The organism is Paractinoplanes atraurantiacus (assembly GCF_900215205.1).
GTDB classification, from domain to species: Bacteria; Actinomycetota; Actinomycetes; order Mycobacteriales; family Micromonosporaceae; genus Actinoplanes; species Actinoplanes atraurantiacus.
The window spans coordinates 1-18,967 of the sequence record NZ_OBDY01000016.1; the positions used below are offsets into that span (position 1 = coordinate 1).

The following is an 18,967-nucleotide window of genomic DNA, read 5'->3' on the forward strand; positions in this document are numbered from 1 at the left end:
CTCAGCCGCCATGCCCGGGCACGCTCATGACCTGAACTGCGCCCAGCAACTGGGTATCACCGCCGCCCTCAACTGGGCCGCCGCCGAACTGAACCTGCCCACTCTGGCCGACGCCGGCTACGAAGGCGCCGGTCACGGCATCAAGACGCCGACCAAACAACCCGCTGGCGGCAAACGGCTCGCCGTGGCCAACCGCAGCATCAACCGGCTGCTGCGCGGCCTGCGCTGGCAAGACGAACGCGGCTTCGCGATCCTCGTCGGCCGCTGGAAGACGCTACGACACACCACCGCGAGCCCACGCCGAATCGGCGACATCGTCGCTGCGGCACTGCACCTAACCCACTTCGAATACCGAGCTCTACCCGAAACTCCCTGAGATCACCTCAGTCGATGTTGGCAAGAACGACTCTGGCGAGTGGCGCGATCGCCGCACTGGGACGCACGATGGTGACGCGGCCGGGCCGTTCGGCGACGCTGCCGTCGAGCGCCCCGGCCTTCAGTTTGATCGACGCGCCTTTCCGGGGCCGTGGCGCCGGCCACCCCGAGCAGGCCCCGAACTGCGAGGCCGGCCCGGCTGGTCTCCTGGGCCGTCGACGGCGCCGGGGCTGGAGAACGACACCGAAGGTGCCGCCGGCCGGGACGACTGGGGTGGCGGCCACTGCGACGCCGCGATCTGTGCACCGGTGACCGGCACCTTGGGCGAGATCTGGTCGAGCAAGCGCTGCGCCAGCGTGGCGTCGATCTCGAGGTCGGCGCTGATGCGCACGTCGGCGGCGGTGGCCAGGTCCACGACGTCGTCGCTGGTGAACGCATGACCTCCGAGAGTGCTCAACCGTCGTGCGAACTCCTGCGTATTGATCATCTGTAGCCCTCATCCTCGGATCGCTGACAACCCACCGTAACCTCCCCGTCCCTGTCGGCCGCCTTCACTGGTGGCGCCACGAGTGCTGGGGGTCGTAGCCCAGCAGGCGACGGGCCTTGTCGATGGACAGCAGGGTCTCGTGCTCGCCCAGGTCGCGGGTGACGGGGATGCCGGGGAAGTATTCGGCGGCCAGGGACGCGCTGGAGCGGCTCATCACCGTGTCGGCGTTGGCGATCACGAAGATCTCGACGCCGGTCGCGTCGTAGGTCAGGGCTTTGCGGACGGCCTGGGCACCGTCGCGGGCGTCGATGTAGCCCCACAGGTTCCAGATGCGCTGCCGGGGGTCGGCGTCGAACGACGGGAAGGCCTCGTAGTCGGCGGGCTCCATCACGTTGGAGAAGCGCAGGCCGATGGCGGTCAGCTCCGGGTTCCAGCGGCAGAACTGCTCGGCCATCTTCTCCTCGAGATGCTTGGAGAGGGAGTACGAGGTCTCGGGCCGGGCCGGGTAGTCCTCGTCGACCGGGATGTACGGCGGTGGGTTCTCGGGGCCGAGCGGAAGGCCCAGGAGGGTCTCGCTGGACGCCCACACGATGCGGCGGATGCCGGCCGCGCGGGCCGCGGCGAACACGTTGTAGCTGGCGGTGATGTTGTTGGTGAACGTGGCCGCGTTCGGGCGCAGGCCCGGGGCGGGGATCGCCGCCAGGTGCACGACCGCGTCGATGCTGTCGTAGCGGTCGTCGATGGCGCTCAGCGTCTCGGCGACCTGCCCGTAGTCGGTGAGGTCGACCAGCGTGAACGGCGCCGAGGCTTCCCGCGGCGCGGCCCGGTCGAGGTTGACCACCTCGTAGTCGTGGTCGAGCAGGTCCTGGACGACGGCGCGGCCCAACTTGCCGCTGCCGCCGGTGACGGCGATGCGAGGCATTTCTCTCCCGGGGTGGTGGTGGCCTCCGGATTCTAGGCTGGATCCATGGCGCGGATCATGGTGGTCGGTGACGTCGGAGGATTCCCCGGCGAGCTTCGCGCGTCGTGGGCGACGACGAGGCGGTGGTCGTGCAGGTCGGCGATCTGGTCGATCGGGGACCGGACAGCGCCGGGGTGCTCGACGTGGTGCGGCGGCGGCTCGAAGGTGATCCGCGGCGGTGGGTGCGGCTGATCGGCAACCACGAGTGGCAGTACCTGGGCGGTGAGAGGTTCTGGCCGGAGCCGCTGCCCGAAGCCGGGGCGGCCGGTTGACCCTATGGGCCTAGCAGAGGGAAGCCCCGCAGCAGCTGTTGCAGGTGGATGACCTGGCGGCGGATGAACTCGGCGATGGTCAGGCCGACGACGTCGGTGGTGGCGTGCAGGTCGGCGATGATGCGGCGGACCTGGGTGGTGGTGAGGCCGCCGGGTTCGGCGCCCAGGCCGAAGACGATCTCGTCGCCGTCGACGGTGTCGACGTCGAAGTGCACGGCCGCGCGGGAGCAGCCGGTGGCGGCCAGCCAGTCGAGCAGGGGCTGGGACGTGGTGCGCAGGTCGTCGGGGGCGAAGCTGCGAATGCCCCGGTCGGCGACGTTGCCGATGTCGTCGTCGGTCCAGGCGTGCAGGCCGGCCAGGGTCACACGGGCGGGGTCGACGGTGGCGGGCAGGAGGCGGAGGATGCCGGGGTCGCCGTGGCCGGTCAGCGCGGAGACGGCCATGGCGTGGAAGCCGGGATAGGCGCTGCTCGGCGTGCCGATGTCGGGGTGCGAGTCGATCCACACGTTGGCCAGGTCGTCGCCGTAGCGCTCGGCCAGCGCGGCGAACGGCGCGACGCTGACCTCGCATTCTCCGCCGAGCGTGACGATCCGGTCGGCGTCGTGCCGCCGGATGACGTCGAAGGCGGCGGCAAGTTGCGCGATGACGGCCTCTTTGGCTTCGATGCCGTCCCGCAGATCAAGACCGAAGTCATTCATTGCGACGGGTACGGAGTCAGTGGGCCCCTCATGCGCGGGAAGCACCGCCTCGAGCACGGCCGATCCCACGGCATAGCCTCTGCGCGCGACGTCGAACGGAAACTCGGGCGCCAGCTCGCGCACACTCGACGTTCCCGCCCCCTGCCACTGGGGCCACAGCAACCGAAGAGTCGTGTCGGACATCGGGGTTCCTTTCGAGCGCAACCATTTACTCAGGTCGCCCGGGTGGGGTGAGCGTTCTGGGCGCGCAGCGCCCTGCTCGCCCCGCCCGGGCCCTCGACGGGAGTTGCGGTCCGTACCCACCACCCCGCTACGACATCGCCTTTCGTCTTTTACGAACGAACCGCCAGCTCCCCCAGCTCGGACCAATCGCTCTGGTCGATGTTCTGGCTGATGATCTTCGGGGTGGCCACCAGGTAGGGCGGCAGATCCTGCTGGGCCTGCTTGAAATGCGCCGAGCCGACGTGGGCGGCGCCCGCGTCGCCGTCGCGGAAGGCCTCGACCAGGACATACTCGGTCGGATCGTCCAGGCTGCGGGACCAGTCGAACCAGAGGCAGCCGGGCTCGGAGCGGGTCGCCTCGGTGAACGGCCCCGAGATCCGCGGCCAGTCCTCGGCGTGCTCGGGCTTGATCCGGAACCTGGCCGTAATGAAAATCATGTCACAGCACCATCCTTTCGCACGATCAGTTACCAGGGTTTCCTCATCTTGACGCGCGACGCAGGCTGAAGAACATGAAGCGCGCCGGGGTGCTCCAGTCGGTCGAACGGGCCATGCGCGTGCTCGATCACGTCGCGGCGGCGACCGGGCCGGTGACTGCGAAAGATCTCTCGAAGGCCCTCGGCCTCACCCTCCCCACGACATATCACCTGCTCACGACGCTGGTGGGCGGCGGCTATCTGGTGCATCTGGCCGACGAGCGGGCCTACGCGCTCGGGCACCGCGTCGACGACCTGGCCCGCGGGCTGCACCGGCAGATCGCGGTGCCGCCCGAGGTGCGCCGGGTGGCGTCGGTCGTGCACCTCCAGGCCCGGGCGGCGGCCTACTACGCGGCGCTGCGGGACGACGAGATGATCGTGGCGCATGTCGAGGAGTGCCCGGACCATCCGCGGATCAACCCGCTCGGTGTGGGTTTTCACCAGGTGCCGCATGCGACCGCCTTCGGGAAGTTGATGCTGGCCATGCTGCCGGGGGTGCTCGACGAGGTGCGGTTGCCGGAGGTGACGGCGGCGACCGTCACCGACCGTGCCGTGCTCCACCGGCAGCTACGGCAGGTGACCGGTACCGGGCTGGCAATCGAGGTGGACGAGTTCCAGCAGGGGCTGAGCTGCATGGCGGCGCCGGTGACCGACGCAGCCGGGCGGTTCGTGGGGGCGGTGGCGATCTCGATGCCGACGCTGCGATTGCGCACGGACCGCTGGTCGGTGGAGCGGGCCGTGCGGCTCGGGGCGGTACGGGCGACCCGGGCCGTGGCACTGGCCGGGCGCGTTCATCCCGGCACGTCGATGCCGTAGAGCCGGGCCGCGTTCAGGCCGAGGATCTTCTGCTTGGTCGTGTCGGTCAACTCGCCGTACTCGCCGCGCATGTCGTCCGGGATCTGGAAGCCGGCGAACTCCTCGACCAGCCACTTCGGCTGCCAGACGGCGTAGTCGCTGCCGAACAGCAGGCGGTCCTCGCCGAGCCAGTAGAGCAGCTCGCCGATGATCTGCGCGAAGTAGCGCGGCCGGCTGTGCAGGAACGGCATCGCCATGGCCAGACCGCCGTACACGTTGGGCTCCTGCGTGGCGATCCAGCAGAAGTCCTCCACACGCGGCAGGCCCACGTGCTCGACGATGAAACGCAGCCCGGGGAAGGCGGTCGCCGCGTCGTCCACATCGGCCACGTCGAAGTCGTCCCGGTTCATCGGGTAGACGGTCGGGCCCTTGGGCACGTGAATGTTACGGATGCCGAGTTGCTCGCAAAGTTCGAGATAGCGGTACGCCCACGGGTCGCTGAGCTTCCAGCCTTTGCTGTTCCCCTTCCACTCGGCGGTGCACAGCGTCACGCCCGGCAGTTTCCACCGCTCGTACAGCCGCTCCAGGCTCTCCAGGCCGGCCTCGCCGTCGCGCGGGTCGAACCGCCCGTTGACGATGAACCGGCCCGGATGGCGTTCGGCGAGCGATCCGTGGTGGCCGGTGGTGGTGAAGCCGTTGACGAACCAGTCGGTCAGGCCGGTCGACTGGAGGACGGCCACGTCGGCGTGGCCCACCTCGAACAGGTCGTGCATCATCTGCTTCTCGCCGACCCGCTCGAACTCCTCGAGCGGCCACCGGTACTCGGCCGGCGAGAGGTTCGAGTGGTAGCCGTGCAGGCACCGGGTGAACCCCTCGCCGTACCGGTTGATCTGGTTGGCTGGGCTGCCGTCCCAGAACCGGACGTGACCGTCGACCACGAAATAGCCCTGGTACATCAGGGAACCAGGATTCCGCGTCCCTGCAGTCGTCCCGCCTCGAGGTCGTCCATGGCCTCGTTGACCGACGCCAGCGGATATCGCTTCGTATGCAGCGTGACCTGGCCCTGGGCGGCGAGGGTCATCAGCTCGTCGAGGTCGGTGTAGGAGCCGACCAGGTTGCCGATGATGTTGCGCTCGGTGGAGATCAGGTCGATGGTCGGGATGTCGATCTTTCCGCCGTAGCCGATGATGAAGTAGCTTCCGGCCCGCCGCGTGATGGCCAGGCCCTCGCGTTCGGCGCCCTGCTCCCCCACGAAGTCGAGCACGATGTGGGCCGAATCGGTCAGGTCCTTCCCGCTCTCGACGACCTCGTGCGCGCCCAGCTGCGAGGCCAGCTCGCGGGCGCGCGGGTTCGGGTCGACCACGACGATCCGGGCCGCGGTCATCGCGACCAGGCACTGGATGCCGATGTGGCCGAGGCCGCCGGCGCCGATCACGACGCAGGTGGCGCCCGGGTGCAGCAGCGGCACCGCCTTGCGGACGGCGTGGTACGCGGTCAGGCCGGCGTCGGCCAGCGCGGCCACCGCGGCCGGCTCGAGGCCGTCGGCCAGCTTGACCACCGAGCGGGCGCTGGTCAGCAGCAGCTCGGCCATCCCGCCGTCGCTGTCGATGCCGGGGAACCGGGAACTCTCGCAGTGCACGTCGTCGCCGCGGCGGCACGGCCCGCACAGCCCGCAGGTCACCAGCGGGTGCAGGATCACCGCGTCGCCCGGTGCCACGTTGCTCACCGCCGAGCCGACCTCGCGCACCCAGCCGGCGTTCTCGTGGCCGATCACGTAGGGCAGCGCAACGCCCGACTTCTCGGCCCACTGACCCTCCACGATGTGCAGGTCGGTGCGGCAGAGTCCCGCCGCACCGACCTGGACCAGCACATCGAAGGGCCCGGTCACCCTCGGTTCCGGCACGTCGTCCACCGAGGGCCTTTTTCCGTACGCGTGTACTCGAACAGCCTTCATAGGCGGACTCTGCGCCGCCCGCGCCCTAGTGTGTTAGCTCCGGTTCAGATGGTGACAACGGCTGCTCCTGCGGCTCCGGGGCCTTGGCCATCTTCGACGGCCACCACATGTGCCGGCCGACGTCCAGGTTGAGCGCCGTGACCAGCACCGAGCGCACGATCAGGGTGTCGAGCAGCACGCCGAAGGCCACCGCGAAGCCGATCTCCACGAAGGCCACCAGGGGCAGGCTGGCCAGCGCCGCGAAGGTGCCGGCGAGCACGATGCCGGCCGAGGTGATCACACCGCCGGTGGCGGCCAGGCCGATCAGCGCACCCTGGCGGGTGCCGTGTTTCTGCGCCTCCTCGCGCACCCGGGTCATCAGGAAGATGTTGTAGTCGATGCCGAGCGCGACCAGGAACACGAAGACGAACAGCGGGAACGACGTGTCCTCGGCCGGGAAGTCGAAGATGTAGCGGAACACCAGCACGCTCACCCCGAGGGCGGCCGCGAACGACAGCACCACGGTGGCGATCAGGATCAGCGGCGCCACGATCGCCCGCAACAACAGCGCCAGGATGATCAGCACGACCAGCAGCACGAGCGGGATGATCAGCCGGTTGTCGTGCTTGTTGGCGTTGTTGATGTCGAGCAGCGCGGCCGACGTGCCGCCGACTATGGCGTCCGCTCCCGGCACGGCGTGCACGGCGTCGCGGACCCGTTCGACGGTCCGCTGGGCCTCCTCGCTGTCGGGCGACGACTCCAGGGTGCCGTCGATCAGCGCCTTCGGTTCCTTGACGACCGGCTCGGCCACCGCGGTGATGCCGTCGACGCCCTCGAAGGCGGCCTTGACCTGGTCTTCGGTCCCCGCGTTGGCGATCACCGTGACCGGCTGGCCGCCGCCGGCCGGGAAGTGCGCGGCCAGCACCTCCTCGGCCGCCACCGACGGCTTGTCGGAGGTGAACTGCTCGGCCGTGGTGAGGCCGGTCGCGTTGAGCTGGAGCAGGCCGAGCGCCATCGCACCCAGGGCCAGGGCCGTCCCGATCCAGACCCGGCGTGGCCGCTTGGCCATCCGGTTGCCGAGCCGCGCCCAGAAGCCGGTGGCGGTCGGCTCGGGAGTGCCGAACTTGGGCTTGACCGGCCAGAACAGCCAGCGCCCGCAGATCACCAGCATGGCCGGCAGCAGGGTGACCATCGCGGCCAGGCCGACGACGACGCCGATCGCGGCCACCGGGCCGAGGCCGCTGGTCGAGTTCAGCTCGGCCAGGGTCAGGATCGACATGCCGATGGCGACGGTGGCGGCGCTGGCGATGATGGCCGGCCCGGCCCGGTGCAGCGCGAGCTGCATGGCCTCGTGCCGGTCCTCGTGGCGTCTCAGCTCTTCCCGATAGCGCGCCACCAGCAGCAGCGCGTAGTCGGTGCTGGCGCCGAAGACGAGGACTGTCAAGATGCCGGCGCTCTGCGCGTTCACCACCAGGTCGGCGTATTTGGCCAGCAGATAGATGACGGCCTGGGCGGCGACCAGGGCCACGCCGGCGCTGATGATCGGGAACAGCCAGAGGACCGGACTTCGGTACGTGATGAGCAGGATGATCGCGACGACGATCAGGGTGGTGTAGAGCAGCGTGCCGTCGATGCCGGCGAAGGCGTCGGCCGAGTCGGCCGCGTTGGCCACCGGTCCGGCCAGGTATACCGTTGCTCCGCCCTCGGCAATCTGCCGGATTTGATCGGCGATATCCGGCAAGGCCTCCCAGCCGTCATCGTCGATCTTGACCGGGACGATGAGCTGGATCGCCTGCTTGTCCTCGGACGCAATCGGCCCGATGATGTCGCCGGTCACGCCCGGGACGCTCTTCATCTCGTCCGCGTCCGCCTTTGCCTTGGCCATGTCGGCCTCGGTGATGCCACTGGGACGCTCGTAGATGACGATCGCGGGCGCGACGTCGTCCGGCTGGAACGCGCGGCTCTCCTCGATGACCTGCGTCGACTCGGCCCCACCGGGCAGCCAGGCCGAGTTGTCGTTCTTCTCGACGCTGCCCAGCTTGCCCGCGAGCGGCGCGGTCAGGACCAGGATCACGATCCACAGGGCCAGCACGATCCACTTGGAACGGCGGCCGCAGATAAATCTCCCCATGATGAATTCCCCCCGGCGGGCAGCGTAAGCCCGCTTCTGAAAACGCAGAACCCCCCGAAGGCGTACCTCAGGGTTATCTCAGGGGAGATCCACAGCGGACGTTGATGGTGAATAATCCGTCGGGTGACGAATTGGGAATACGCACGGCTCGAATACCGTGCCGCGGGCACGCTCGGCGCCGACCGCTTCATGGACTGGACCGCGACCTTCCACCACCCCGGCGGCACGCTGCGCTGGGGCACCGACGAGCGCTACGACGACCTGCGCCACCTCAACCGGGCCGGTGCGGCCGGCTGGCAGGCGTACGACCGGGCGGCGATGCACGTGCACAACGAGCCGCACCGGTTGAGCAGTGTCACGTACTCGATGCGGCGGCCCGTGCCCTAAATTAGGTGGTCGTGAGCAAGGAAACCGGACGCAAGCTGATCGCCTCGAACAAGAAGGCCCGGCACGACTACGCCATCCTCAAGACGTGGGAGGCGGGCCTGGTGCTGGCCGGCACCGAGGTGAAGTCGCTGCGCGAGGGCCGCGCCTCGCTGGTCGACGCGTTCGCCGCCGAGCACGAGGGCGAGATCCTGCTCTACGGCCTGCACATCGCGGAGTACGGGTACGGCAGCTGGACCAATCACGCCCCGCGCCGTACCCGCAAGCTCCTGCTGCACAAGCAGGAGATCGTCAAGATCCTGTCGCAGCTGAACGACGGCAACGGGCTCACCCTGGTGCCGCTGTCGATGTATTTCAGCGAGGGCTGGGCGAAGGTCGAGCTCGGGATGGCGCGCGGCCTCAAGTCGTACGACAAGCGTCAGGTGATGGCCAAGCGCGACGCCGAGAAGGAGATCGCGCGCGAGATGGGCCGCCGCCTGAAGGGCAGGACCCGCCGGTAGGATGATCATGGTGGAATTCGGACTTGATACGTTCGGCGACGTCACCGCCGACAGCCACGGCCAGCGCCTCCCCTACGCGGAGGTGATCCGCAACGTCGTCGAGCAGGCCGTGCTCGCCGAAAAGGTCGGCGTCGACGCCTTCGGCCTGGGCGAGCACCATCGCGACGACTTCGCGGTCTCCTCCCCCGAGATCGTGCTGGCCGCCATCGCCGCGCGGACGTCGACGCTGCGCCTGGGAACTGCCGTCACGGTGCTGAGCTCGGACGACCCGGTGCGCGTGTACGAGCGCTTCGCCACCCTCGACGCCGTCTCCAACGGCCGCGCCGAAATCACCCTGGGCCGCGGCTCGTTCACCGAGTCGTTCCCGCTGTTCGGCTTCGACCTGCACGACTACGAGAAGCTCTTCGAGGAGAAGGCCGCCCTGATGGCCGAGCTCCTCAAGGAGGGCCCGGTCACCTGGTCCGGCACGGTGCGGCCCGCCCTGACCGACCAGCAGGTCTACCCCAAGACCGCGGCCGGGCGCATCCCCACCTGGATCGGCGTCGGCGGCAGCCCCGAGTCGGTCGTCCGCGCCGCCAAGTACGGCTTCCCGCTGGTCCTGGCCATCATCGGCGGCGAGCCCGTGCGGTTCGCCCCCTATGTGGAGCTCTTCCACCACGCGCTGAAGGAGTTCGGCCAGCCCGATCAGCCGGTCGCCGTCCACTGCCCCGGCTTCATCGCCGACACCGACGACGAGGCCGTCGAGACCCTCTGGCCGCACGCGCGCACCATGCTCAACCGCATCGGCCGCGAACGCGGTTGGCCGCCCATGGCCCGGGACCGCTTCGAACACGACATCACCGAGGGCGCCTGGCATGCCGGCTCCCCCGAGACGGTCGCGCAGAAGATCGCCCGCACCATCAAGGCACTGGGCATTCAGCGCTTCGACCTCAAATATTCAGCCGGCACCCTCCCCCACGAGCAGATGATGAAATCGATCGAGCTGTATGGCACCAAGGTCATCCCGAGGGTCAAAGAGCTTTTGAAGTCGTAGCGGGGTGGGGCATACAGACCGTCGCTCACGCCGAGGGCCGCGGCGGGGTGAGCAGGGCGCTGCGCGCCCAGAACGCTCACCCCACCACGGCGACGTGCGTGAGTGGTCACCCTCTTTTCAGGGCCCACCGCTCCAACGCCACCAAGCTTCGTCGCCGTCGAGGTGGATCAGAAACTCGGGAACGTCGACGTCATCCGGCGACCGCAGCGCCACCGCGGCCGCCACGCCGTCGTGGGCCCGCTCCCAGGCACCGACATCCTCGTCGAGGCGCTCCAGAAGCCGTAACTCCTCGGCGAAGAACGGGCGCACCTCGTCGAGGCCGGCCCGCTCGTCGACCCGCGCGTAGAGCCAGGGAAAGTCGGCGCCGGTCACCACGAGATCGGCCAGGACCCGGCCGTCGTCGCGCCGCCGCAACTGCCAAACGCCACTCATGCCGGGACCATAGCGGCCCCCTACGACAAGTTTCCGCGCTCGCGGCCGGGGTGATCTCAGGCCACGTCGGGGAGCTCGGCCGCGGCGGCTAGTGCCGGGTCGCCGCCACGATCGTCGCGGCGCCGGTGGCGGCGGCAGCCCGGACAGTGGTGGGGCGTTTCCGGCTGGCGGCGAGGGTGGTCAGGCCCCAGGCGGAGGTGAGGGCTACCGCTCGGCCACCGTGAGGGCTTCGGGCCACGACGGCAGCCACCGCGCCCGCGGTGGCCAACAGGGCGGCAGTGGCGGCGGCCACGGTCCGAGGGGCGTCGCGGTCGGCTCGTGCGGCCACGATGTTGACGACGGAGGCCAGGGCGGTCCAGCCGAGGAGCATCCCGGTGCTGGCAGCGGTGATCCCGATGGGACCGTCGGCCGCCTCACTCCCCGTGGCCGTCGCTGGCCCCAGGCCCGCCGTAGCACCAACGGCCGTAGCAGCACCTGCGGCTGTACCAGCGGGCACGGCTGAAGTGGGCGCGGCGGCCGTAGCAGCACCCGCGGCTGGGGCGGACGCGGCGGCCGTAACAGCACCCGCGGCCGGGGCTGAGGCGGCCGTCGTGGTAGCACCTGCGGACGGAGTGGAGGCGGCGGCCGTAACAGCACCCGCGGCCGGGGCTGAGGCGGCCGCCGTCGCAGCACCCACGGACGGAGTTGAGGCGGCGGCCGGGCTCAGGGTCGCGGCCGAACTGGGAGCCGCAGCCCCAGCAGCGCCCGCCGAAGCAGGGGCCACGGCCGAAGTCGGAGCCGCAGCCACAGCAGCGCCCGCGGTCGAAGTGGGGGTCACGGCCGACGTGGGCGTCGCGGCTGAGGTGGCGGGCGCGGCTGAAGGCAGTCGTTGCAGGCGGAAGTGGGCGGTGGCGGCCAAGGCGGCGGCTGCGGGCAACAGGTAGGGGGTGAGGGCGAACCGGTTGCTCTGCGCGGCCAGGGACCAGGCGGTGTTGGCGGCGTAGGCGGCGGCCAAGGGCCAACCGGTTCGGCGGCTCAGTTCGGTGTGGCGGCCGGCCGGGCGGCACTGGGCGATCGTCGAGGCGGCGCAGGCGGTGAAGATGGGAGCCCACACCACGAAGGCGTAGTCCGGTGGGGTGATCGCCGTGTCGTATCGGGCGGTCTGCTCGCCCCGGCCGAGCAGGGCGCCCAGGTTCGGCACCGCGATGAAGGCCGTGCAGGCGCCGGCGAGCGCCAGGGACCTTGCTCCGTCCATGTTCTCCCCCTAGGCAACTGAGTAGCTTAGTTTCTAAGCTAGTGCCCATGGAGGAGCCGCCGAACGAACTGGCCTGGGCTGTGCACCATCTGGCAACCGCCGCGGCCGAGGTGGATGCTGCGACGGCCCGTCGGATGGGCCTCAGCGCCGGCGACTTCCTGGCTCTGAAACACCTGATGGTCGCCGAAGAGCCCATCGGACCCGTCGAGCTGGGCCGCCTGCTGGGACTGACCTCCGGTGCGGCCACGGGCCTGGTCGACCGCCTTCAGCGCGCGGGCTGGGTCGACCGCGCGCCGCATCCCGGCGACCGCCGCCGCCAGGTTCTCACCGCCACCCCTCGGACCACCGAAGCCGTGCTCGCCGAGTTGCACCCGCTGGCCGGCGACATCGCCCGCGTCTCGGCGGCTCTGCCCGCCGAGCACCGCCGCCTGGTCATCGACGTCCTGCACGACCTGGCCCGTCTCCACCGCCGGCGCACCGGAGAGGGACGATCGAGCGACAGGGCTAAGGTCGAGTGATGGGTGAGCGTCTGGACTGGGCCGATCCGACTCTGCGGGAGTGGGACTGCACCGTGGTGTGGTCCGATCCGGAGGAGGGGATCGTGCTCGACCGGTCGGCGTTCTATCCGGGCGGGGGCGGTCAGCCGCCCGACCATGGGGTGCTGCTCTGGCAGGGCGTGCGGACGCGGATCGTCGACACGCGCAAGGGCGATGACTTCCGGCTGATTCCGGCGCCGGGCGATCCGGTGCCGGCGGCGGGGACCAAGGTGCGCGGGGCGATCGACGACGAGCGGCGGACGACGCTGATGCGGACCCACTCGGGGCTGCACATTCTCTGCGGCACGGTGTTCCGTGACTTCGGGGCGCTGGTGACCGGCGGAAACATGCAGCCGGGTGAGGCCCGGATGGACTTCAACCTGCCGGAGGTTCCGGCGGGTTTCAAGCAGTCCCTCGAGGACGCGGTCAACGCGGAGATCGCGGCGGATCGGAAGATCGTGGCCCGGGTGCTGCCTCGCGACGAGGCACTTCAAATTCCGACCTTGGTCCGTACGCAGGACGCGCTGCCCCCGCTGGAGGAGCCGGAGATCCGGATCATCGACATCGTCGGGCTGGACGTGCAGGCCGACGGCGGCACCCACGTCGCCTCGACGCGACAGGTCGGCCGGGTCGAGGTGGTCAAGGTGGAGAGCAAGGGCCGGCAGAACCGCCGGGTGAGGATCCGCCTGGCCGCCTGAACGCGCGAGGCAGCGCGCCACGCCGAAAAGGCGACCGCCCCGCCTCCACCCGATCGAGGGCGGCGGCGGGGCGGGACTTCCGCTCAGAGCGAGGCTGCCGGGTTGCTACTCGGCGTCGGTGTTTGTGGTGGCGGTGGTGCCGATCTTGTTGATGGTGCAGAGCTTGGCGTAGGCGCCGGCGCAGAGCTTGGCCTTCTCGACGAAGCCGGCCGCGAGCACGTTGTTGATCTTGTCCTTGGTGATGGCCTGGGGGACGATCGAGCGGAACGGGATGTAGGCGCCCGACTCCGGGTCCTTGATCTGCTCGGTGACCTTCGGCGCCTGGCCCTTGAACAGGTCGATGGCCATCTTGGCGGCCGCGGCGGCCTCCTGCTCGAGCGGCTTGAAGATGGTGACGCACTGGTCGCCGCTCAGCACCGCCTGCAGGCCCTCGAGGGTGGCGTCCTGGCCGGTGACCGGAACCTTACGGTTGAGGCCCTTCTTCTTCAGCACCTTGATGACCGCGCCGCCGATGCCGTCGTTCGCGGCGAGCACGCCGTTGATGTTCGGGGCCTGCTGCAGCATCTGCGTGAAGATCTTCTCGGCCTCCTTCGGGTCCCAGTCCGGCACCCACTGGTCCGGGCCCTTCTTGGCGGCGGCGTTGTCGTAGATCGGCTGCAGGATCTCGTCGTAGCCGTTCTTGAACAGCGTGGCGTTGTTGTCGGCCTTCGACCCGTTCAGCTCGGCGATCACCGGGTTGGTGACCTTGCGGGCGCTGAGACATTTGGTGAGCTCGCGCGCCTGCAGCCGGCCGACTTCTTCGTTGTCGAAGCTGACGTAGTAGTTGGCGCCGCCGTTGAGGGTGAGCCGGTCGTAGTCGATCGTCGGGATCTTGTTCTCCCGGGCCTTGTCGAGCACCGCCTTGCCGCTGGCCGCGTCGAGGTTGGCGATGATCAGCACCTTGACGCCGCTGTTGATCATCGACTCGCCGATCTTGACGAAGTTCGCCTCGTCGCCCTCGGCATTCTTGATCTCGACGGGTACACCGGCCGCGTCGAACGCCTTCTGCAGATACTTCGGGTCGTCGTTGCCCCACCGCTGGGAGCTCACGGTGTCGGGGAGGATCACGCCGACGCGAGCCTTGCCGCCACTGCTCGTGTTGGTGTTACTGGCGTCGCTCGAGCCGTCGGAGTCGTCACACGCAGTCATGGTGGCTGTCGCCATCACACCCGCCATGGCGAGAGCCAACAATTTTCTGCGCATGGGGAAGTCGTCCTCTCCGGTGGAACCCGAGCTGTGGAACGCCCGAACGAGCGGACCCAGTATCGGATACCCGTCAATGCACTCGACAAGGGGTACGGTGCCGGAGAGAAAAATAGTTCATTTCCCGTCAGTAAGCACGCGTCAACTACGTACGGTATCGACACTCGTGATCATGCCCTGGTCAGGCGCGCGAAAAAGCCGGCGGTCCCCCGAACCGCCGACCTTTCGGATAAGTCCGGATTCACGCGACTTTTCGGCTGATCCACCACACTGAGGCCAGGCCCAGGAGCGCCGTCACCGACAAAAGTAGCCCGAGCTCCCGCCATTGCAGACTCCAGAACCGGTCGGCCGGGATGTAGGTGCTCTTCTGCGTCAGGTTCAGCGTGCCGAGATACCGATCGCACTCCCGCTTCCCACCAGCGGCGTCCGGTCCGCACTTGGCCGGGTCGATGGGACCTTCGAACTCCTCGCCGTCCGGCCCGAGGGTGACGTTCGACAGCTCCCAGGCATCCTCGACCGGCGAGGCGGCATGGACGGTGATGGTGTTGTCCTCACTGATACCGAGCGACGCGATGTTCTCCGGGTCGAAGGGGGTCGAGCTGCTGACCGGCGTGGTCAGGTGCTCCCGAACGAAGAACGGCACCGCCACCTGGACGAGCACGATCGCCAGCAGCGTCACCGCCATGGCCGCGATCGACCGCCGGAGCAGCATGCCGATCAGCACGCCGGCCGCGAAGCCGAGCGCCGCGTAGCCGATCGGGACGACGCCGCGCGCCGAGAACAGCTCCGGCGAGATGCGCCCGGCCCGGCCGTCGTCGAGCGGCGCCGCCCACCAGGTCACCACCGCGCTGACCACGGCGGCGGTGACCGCGGTGGTCAGGCCGATCCCGATCAGCTTGGTCAGGATCCAGCGGCGGCGCGACACCGTCTGGTTCCAGACCAGCCGATGGGTGCCGGTCTCGAGCTCGCGGGCCACCATGGGAGCGCCCCAGAAGATGCCGACCAGCGCCGGCATCAGCAAGAGGGCGGCCGTGCCCACCCCGTACAAAATCGTGTTGAGTCTCGTCCCGGCTTGAATGACGAAGGTGTCGGCGAGGTCGCCGCAGTTGCTGGTGCAGTCGGCCAGGCCGCTGCTCTGGTAAAGGTCGAACAGGTGCGGGGCGGTCGCCGCGAGCGCGGCCGCGATGGCGACGGCGAAGACCGCCGCCACCCACGCCTGCACGCGGAACTGACGCCAGGTCAGCCAGATCATCGCTTCTCCAGCACTCGGTCGCGGCCGTGGGTGCCGGCCTGGGCCATGTAGGCGAGGACGATGTCCTCCAGGTCGAGCCGGTCCGACGTCCAGGACGGGTCGTCGACCGGTGCCGTGCTGCGCACGACGAGGGTGGACTGCACGTCGGTGTGGCTGGCCTGCACGACCTCCCGGCCGGGGCCGAGCGTGTCCGGGTCGCGGCGCGGCCCGGTGAGCCGGTGATGCGTGCCGAGCAGCTCGTCCACGTCGCCGTGGACCCGGACCCGCGAGGCCACGAGCACGATCAGGTAGTCGCAGACGCGCTCGAGGTCGGCCACCAGATGCGAGGACATGACGACGCTGGTGCCGTTCTCCGCGGCGTACGACATCAGGCCCTGAAGGAACTCACGGCGGGCCAGCGGATCGAGCGCGGCCACCGGCTCGTCGAGGAGCAGCAGCTCGGGCCTCTTGGCGATGGCGAGCGTCAGGGCGAGCTGCGCCCGCTGGCCGCCGGAGAGCTTGCCGGCCCGCTGCGACGGGTCGAGCCCCAGCTCGGCAATGCGCCGCTGCGCGAGCGCCTTGTCCCAGCCGGGGTTGAGGTGGGCGCCGAACCGCAGGTGGTCGGCGACGGTGAGGTTGCCGTAGACCGGGGTGTCCTGCGCGACGAAGCCGAGGCGCGGGGAACCGGTGTGCGGGGTGTGGCCGAGCACCTCGATGCGCCCCTCGGTCGGCGCGAGCAGACCGCAGGTGAGCTGCAGGAGCGTCGACTTGCCGGCCCCGTTCGGGCCGACCAGGCCGACCACGTGGCCGGCCGGAATGTTCAGGGTGCAGTCGCTGAGCGCGGTACGCCGCCCGTACCGCTTGGTCAGGCCGGTGGTGGTGACGGCGTCAGTCATCCCCGTCTCCCCGCTCGCTCTTCCGAAAACTCGCGAAACGTGCTGATCAGGAGCGCCTCGACGTCTTCGTCGTCGAGGCCGGCGGCGCGGGCGCGGCCGAGCCAGTCGGTCAGCTCGCGGCGCAGCGGCTCGTGCGCGGCGATGGCCTCGTCGCCGCCCGCGAGGGTGCGGGTGACGAAGGTGCCCAGGCCGGGGCGGGGCTGGACGAGTCCCTCGTACTCCAGCTCGCGGTAGGCCTTGAGCACCGTGTTGGGGTTGATCGCCACGCGGGCCACCACGTCCTTGACGGTGGGCAGCCGGTCGCCCTCCTTGAGCATCCCGAGCCGCAGAGCGTGACGGACCTGCTGGATCAACTGCAGGTACGGCGCGACCCCTGATCGCGCGTCCAGGTGAAACTCGATCATCCTTGACCCCTCTATTTCACTAGGTGACTAGCACAATATCAGTGCGCTCCACATGAGAGAAGATGGAGGCCATGACCCTGACGAGCCGATTTGCCGAAATGTCGGATATGCCAGCTCTGGAGCCCTTGATCGCGGCGGCCATCGCGGAGAACCAGAAAGACTTTCTGACGCCGTCGCAGATCGCGAGCAGCAACGCGATCATGGGGCTGGACACTCAGCTCATCAGCGACAAGACGTACTTCGTGATCGAGGAGGACGGGCAGATCGCCGGCTGCGGCGGGTGGAGCCGGCGGGCCACGCTCTACGGCGGCGACCATTCCACCGGGCGTGACGCGGGCCTGCTGGACCCTTCCAAAGATCCGGCCAAGGTACGGGCGATGTACACGCACCCGGCGCACACGCGGCGGGGGATCGGCCGGCTGATCCTGTCGCTCTGCGAGCAGGCCGCGGCGGCCGAGGGCTTCACCACGCTGGAACTGATGGGCACCCTGTCCGGGCAACCGCTTTACGAGGCGTACGGCTTCCACGTCGTCGAGCAGGTCGAGGACGCCCGCGGGGGCGCCCCCGTCCCGCTCGTACGCATGAGGAAGAAAGTCACCAGTTGACGGCGATGTACTTCGACTCGAGGTATTCGAGCAGGCCCTCGTGGCCGCCCTCGCGGCCGATGCCGCTCTGCTTGACGCCGCCGAACGGCGCCGCCGGGTCGCTGACCAGGCCCCGGTTGAGGCCGACCATGCCCGCCTCGATGGCCTCGCTCACCCGCAGGCCCCGGGCCAGGTCGGTCGTGTAGACGTACGCCACCAGGCCGAACTCGGTGTCGTTGGCGAGCCGGACGGCCTCGGCCTCGTCGGTGAAGGTCACGATCGGCGCCACCGGCCCGAAGATCTCCTCGCGCAGGATCGGCGCGTCCGGCGCCACCCCGGTGAGCACGGTCGGCGGGTAGTAGTAGCCGGGACCGTCGGGACGGGAGCCGCCGGTGGCCGCGGTCGCGCCGCCGGAGAGGGCCTCCTTGACCAGGCTGTCGACCTTGCCGACGGTGTCCTCGTTGACCAGCGGGCCGACCTGCGTGTTCTCGTCGGTGCCGGGGCCCACGCGCAGGGCGGACATGCGCTCGGCCAGCTTCTCGCTGAAGGCCGGCGCGATCGACGACTCGACGTAGAAGCGGTTGGCGGCCGTGCACGCCTCCCCGCCGTTGCGCATCTTGGCGATCATCGCGCCGTCGATCGCCGCGTCGAGGTCGGCGTCGGCGAAGACCAGGAACGGCGCGTTGCCGCCCAGCTCCATCGACGTGTTGATCACGTTGTCGGCCGCCTGGGCGAGCAGGATGCGCCCGACCTCGGTCGAGCCGGTGAACGACAGCTTCCGCACCCGCGGGTCCTTGAGCATCTTGCCGACGACCTTGCCCGAGCTGCGCGACGGCAGCACGTTGACCACGCCCGAGGGCACGCCCGCCTCGGCCAGGATGGCGGCCATGGCCAGCGCGGTCAGCGGGGTGTCGCTGGCCGGCTTGAGCACGACCGTGCAGCCGGCGGCGAGCGCCGGGCCGATCTTGCGGGTGGCCATGGCGGCCGGGAAGTTCCACGGTGTCACCAGCACGCAGACGCCGACCGGCTGGCGGGTGACCAGGATGCGGTTGGCGCCGGAGGGGGCGGTGGCGAAGTCGCCGGCGCCACGCACGGCCTCCTCGGCGAACCAGCGGAAGAACTCGGCCGCGTACGTCACCTCGCCCTTCGCGTCGACCAGCGCCTTGCCGTTCTCGAGGCTGATCAGCTTGGCCAGCTCGCCGGCCCGCTCGGTCATGAGCTCCCACGCCTTGCGCAGGGCCTCACCCCGTACGCGCGGAGCCGTGGCCGCCCAGGCCTTGCCCGCCTCGGCCGCCGCATCCACCGCGGCGGTCGCGTCCGCCTCCGACCCGTCCGCGACCGTCGCGATGACGTCGCCGGTCGCCGGGTCCTTCACATCGAAACGGTCCCCGGTCGAGGAGGGGACCCACTTGCCGCCGATGAAGAGTTCAGTTTCCACGCTCTT

23 protein-coding genes are annotated in these 18,967 nt (G+C 69.6%); 9 read left to right on the forward strand and 14 right to left on the reverse strand.

From position 1 onward, the window contains the following. Window positions 1–376, forward strand: a 376-nt coding sequence (locus CRP55_RS29825; protein WP_143234985.1) for a transposase family protein, incomplete at its 5' end; no start/stop codon positions are given. Window positions 377–496: 120 nt separating this feature from the next. Here CRP55_RS29825 and CRP55_RS29830 read toward each other — a convergent pair. Together CRP55_RS29830 and CRP55_RS29835 are read right to left on the reverse strand one after the other, a co-directional pair. Beyond that, a complete protein-coding gene (locus CRP55_RS29830; protein WP_143234987.1) occupies window positions 497–862 on the reverse strand; it encodes a hypothetical protein in 366 nt (121 codons plus the stop codon). Window positions 863–926: 64 nt separating this feature from the next. Further along, on the reverse strand, window positions 927–1,784 hold the full coding sequence (locus CRP55_RS29835) for an NAD-dependent epimerase/dehydratase family protein (RefSeq protein ID WP_097323790.1): 858 nt from the start codon (window positions 1,782–1,784) through the stop codon (window positions 927–929). Window positions 1,785–1,888: 104 nt separating this feature from the next. On the opposite strand from CRP55_RS29835, the gene CRP55_RS29840 reads away from it, so the two are divergent. Beyond that, window positions 1,889–2,095 carry a metallophosphoesterase gene (locus CRP55_RS29840; protein WP_218854734.1) on the forward strand — a complete coding sequence of 69 codons (207 nt, stop codon included), beginning with the start codon at window positions 1,889–1,891 and terminating at the stop codon, window positions 2,093–2,095. 2 nt (window positions 2,096–2,097) lie between these two features. On the opposite strand, the gene CRP55_RS29845 is transcribed toward CRP55_RS29840, so the two are convergent. Together CRP55_RS29845 and CRP55_RS29850 are read right to left on the reverse strand one after the other, a co-directional pair. Beyond that, complete coding sequence (locus CRP55_RS29845; protein WP_097323795.1) at window positions 2,098–2,976, reverse strand: arginase family protein; 879 nt, start codon at window positions 2,974–2,976, stop codon at window positions 2,098–2,100. Window positions 2,977–3,125: 149 nt separating this feature from the next. Next, window positions 3,126–3,452 (reverse strand): putative quinol monooxygenase, encoded by a 327-nt coding sequence (locus CRP55_RS29850; protein WP_097323799.1) that lies wholly within the window; start codon window positions 3,450–3,452, stop codon window positions 3,126–3,128. Window positions 3,453–3,526: 74 nt separating this feature from the next. Here CRP55_RS29850 and CRP55_RS29855 point away from each other — a divergent pair, with 74 nt between their 5' ends. After that, on the forward strand, window positions 3,527–4,306 hold the full coding sequence (locus CRP55_RS29855) for an IclR family transcriptional regulator (protein WP_097323802.1): 780 nt from the start codon (window positions 3,527–3,529) through the stop codon (window positions 4,304–4,306). Here CRP55_RS29855 and CRP55_RS29860 read toward each other — a convergent pair. The 3 genes from CRP55_RS29860 to CRP55_RS29870 form a co-directional block, all read right to left on the reverse strand. Continuing rightward, a complete protein-coding gene (locus CRP55_RS29860) occupies window positions 4,282–5,241 on the reverse strand; it encodes an amidohydrolase family protein (RefSeq protein ID WP_097323805.1) in 960 nt (319 codons plus the stop codon). The genes CRP55_RS29855 and CRP55_RS29860 overlap by 25 nt on opposite strands. Beyond that, window positions 5,241–6,197 (reverse strand): NAD(P)-dependent alcohol dehydrogenase, encoded by a 957-nt coding sequence (locus CRP55_RS29865; RefSeq protein ID WP_245923471.1) that lies wholly within the window; start codon window positions 6,195–6,197, stop codon window positions 5,241–5,243. The genes CRP55_RS29860 and CRP55_RS29865 overlap by 1 nt, the downstream gene beginning before the upstream one ends. A gap of 67 nt (window positions 6,198–6,264) precedes the next feature. Further along, on the reverse strand, window positions 6,265–8,349 hold the full coding sequence (locus CRP55_RS29870; RefSeq protein WP_097323812.1) for an MMPL family transporter: 2,085 nt from the start codon (window positions 8,347–8,349) through the stop codon (window positions 6,265–6,267). Window positions 8,350–8,472: 123 nt separating this feature from the next. Between CRP55_RS29870 and CRP55_RS29875 the strand changes: the two genes are divergently transcribed. From CRP55_RS29875 to CRP55_RS29885, 3 genes are read left to right on the forward strand one after another with little or no spacing between them, the layout of a single operon-like run. After that, entirely contained in the window at window positions 8,473–8,736 is a 264-nt protein-coding gene (locus tag CRP55_RS29875; RefSeq protein ID WP_097323815.1) for a hypothetical protein, read from the forward strand. Window positions 8,737–8,747: 11 nt separating this feature from the next. Further along, the gene (smpB, locus tag CRP55_RS29880; protein ID WP_097324300.1) at window positions 8,748–9,233 is read left to right on the forward strand and encodes an SsrA-binding protein SmpB; all 486 of its coding nucleotides are present in this window, start codon (window positions 8,748–8,750) and stop codon (window positions 9,231–9,233) included. A gap of 1 nt (window position 9,234) precedes the next feature. Next, the gene (locus CRP55_RS29885; RefSeq protein WP_097323818.1) at window positions 9,235–10,266 is read left to right on the forward strand and encodes an LLM class flavin-dependent oxidoreductase; all 1,032 of its coding nucleotides are present in this window, start codon (window positions 9,235–9,237) and stop codon (window positions 10,264–10,266) included. A 117-nt stretch (window positions 10,267–10,383) separates the two neighbouring features. Here CRP55_RS29885 and CRP55_RS29890 read toward each other — a convergent pair whose 3' ends face one another. Next, window positions 10,384–10,698, reverse strand: coding sequence for a hypothetical protein (locus CRP55_RS29890; protein WP_097323822.1), 315 nt, complete (start codon window positions 10,696–10,698; stop codon window positions 10,384–10,386). Between the two features lie 88 nt (window positions 10,699–10,786). After that, window positions 10,787–11,932, reverse strand: a complete 1,146-nt coding sequence (locus CRP55_RS52335; RefSeq protein WP_143234989.1) for a TspO-related membrane protein — start codon at window positions 11,930–11,932, stop codon at window positions 10,787–10,789. A 47-nt stretch (window positions 11,933–11,979) separates the two neighbouring features. Between CRP55_RS52335 and CRP55_RS29900 the strand changes: the two genes are divergently transcribed. Continuing rightward, on the forward strand, window positions 11,980–12,450 hold the full coding sequence (locus CRP55_RS29900) for a MarR family winged helix-turn-helix transcriptional regulator (protein ID WP_097323828.1): 471 nt from the start codon (window positions 11,980–11,982) through the stop codon (window positions 12,448–12,450). Then, entirely contained in the window at window positions 12,450–13,166 is a 717-nt protein-coding gene (locus CRP55_RS29905) for an alanyl-tRNA editing protein (RefSeq protein WP_097323832.1), read from the forward strand. The genes CRP55_RS29900 and CRP55_RS29905 overlap by 1 nt, the downstream gene beginning before the upstream one ends. A gap of 105 nt (window positions 13,167–13,271) precedes the next feature. On the opposite strand, the gene CRP55_RS29910 is transcribed toward CRP55_RS29905, so the two are convergent. From CRP55_RS29910 to CRP55_RS29925, 4 genes are all read right to left on the reverse strand, one after another. Further along, window positions 13,272–14,408, reverse strand: coding sequence for a sugar ABC transporter substrate-binding protein (locus tag CRP55_RS29910; protein WP_097323836.1), 1,137 nt, complete (start codon window positions 14,406–14,408; stop codon window positions 13,272–13,274). Window positions 14,409–14,649: 241 nt separating this feature from the next. Then, the gene (locus CRP55_RS29915; protein ID WP_097323840.1) at window positions 14,650–15,660 is read right to left on the reverse strand and encodes an ABC-2 membrane transporter-related protein; all 1,011 of its coding nucleotides are present in this window, start codon (window positions 15,658–15,660) and stop codon (window positions 14,650–14,652) included. Next, window positions 15,657–16,535, reverse strand: a complete 879-nt coding sequence (locus tag CRP55_RS29920; protein ID WP_097323842.1) for an ABC transporter ATP-binding protein — start codon at window positions 16,533–16,535, stop codon at window positions 15,657–15,659. The genes CRP55_RS29915 and CRP55_RS29920 overlap by 4 nt, the downstream gene beginning before the upstream one ends. Next, window positions 16,532–16,939: a GntR family transcriptional regulator gene (locus tag CRP55_RS29925; protein ID WP_097323845.1), complete on the reverse strand. Its 408-nt coding sequence runs from the start codon at window positions 16,937–16,939 to the stop codon at window positions 16,532–16,534. The genes CRP55_RS29920 and CRP55_RS29925 overlap by 4 nt, the downstream gene beginning before the upstream one ends. A 107-nt stretch (window positions 16,940–17,046) precedes the next feature. Between CRP55_RS29925 and CRP55_RS29930 the strand changes: the two genes are divergently transcribed. Beyond that, window positions 17,047–17,544, forward strand: a complete 498-nt coding sequence (locus CRP55_RS29930; RefSeq protein ID WP_245923472.1) for a GNAT family N-acetyltransferase — start codon at window positions 17,047–17,049, stop codon at window positions 17,542–17,544. On the opposite strand, the gene CRP55_RS29935 is transcribed toward CRP55_RS29930, so the two are convergent. Further along, window positions 17,534–18,961, reverse strand: a complete 1,428-nt coding sequence (locus CRP55_RS29935) for an NAD-dependent succinate-semialdehyde dehydrogenase (protein WP_097323849.1) — start codon at window positions 18,959–18,961, stop codon at window positions 17,534–17,536. The two genes, CRP55_RS29930 and CRP55_RS29935, sit on opposite strands and share 11 nt — an antisense overlap. Between the last annotated feature and the right edge of the window lie 6 nt (window positions 18,962–18,967).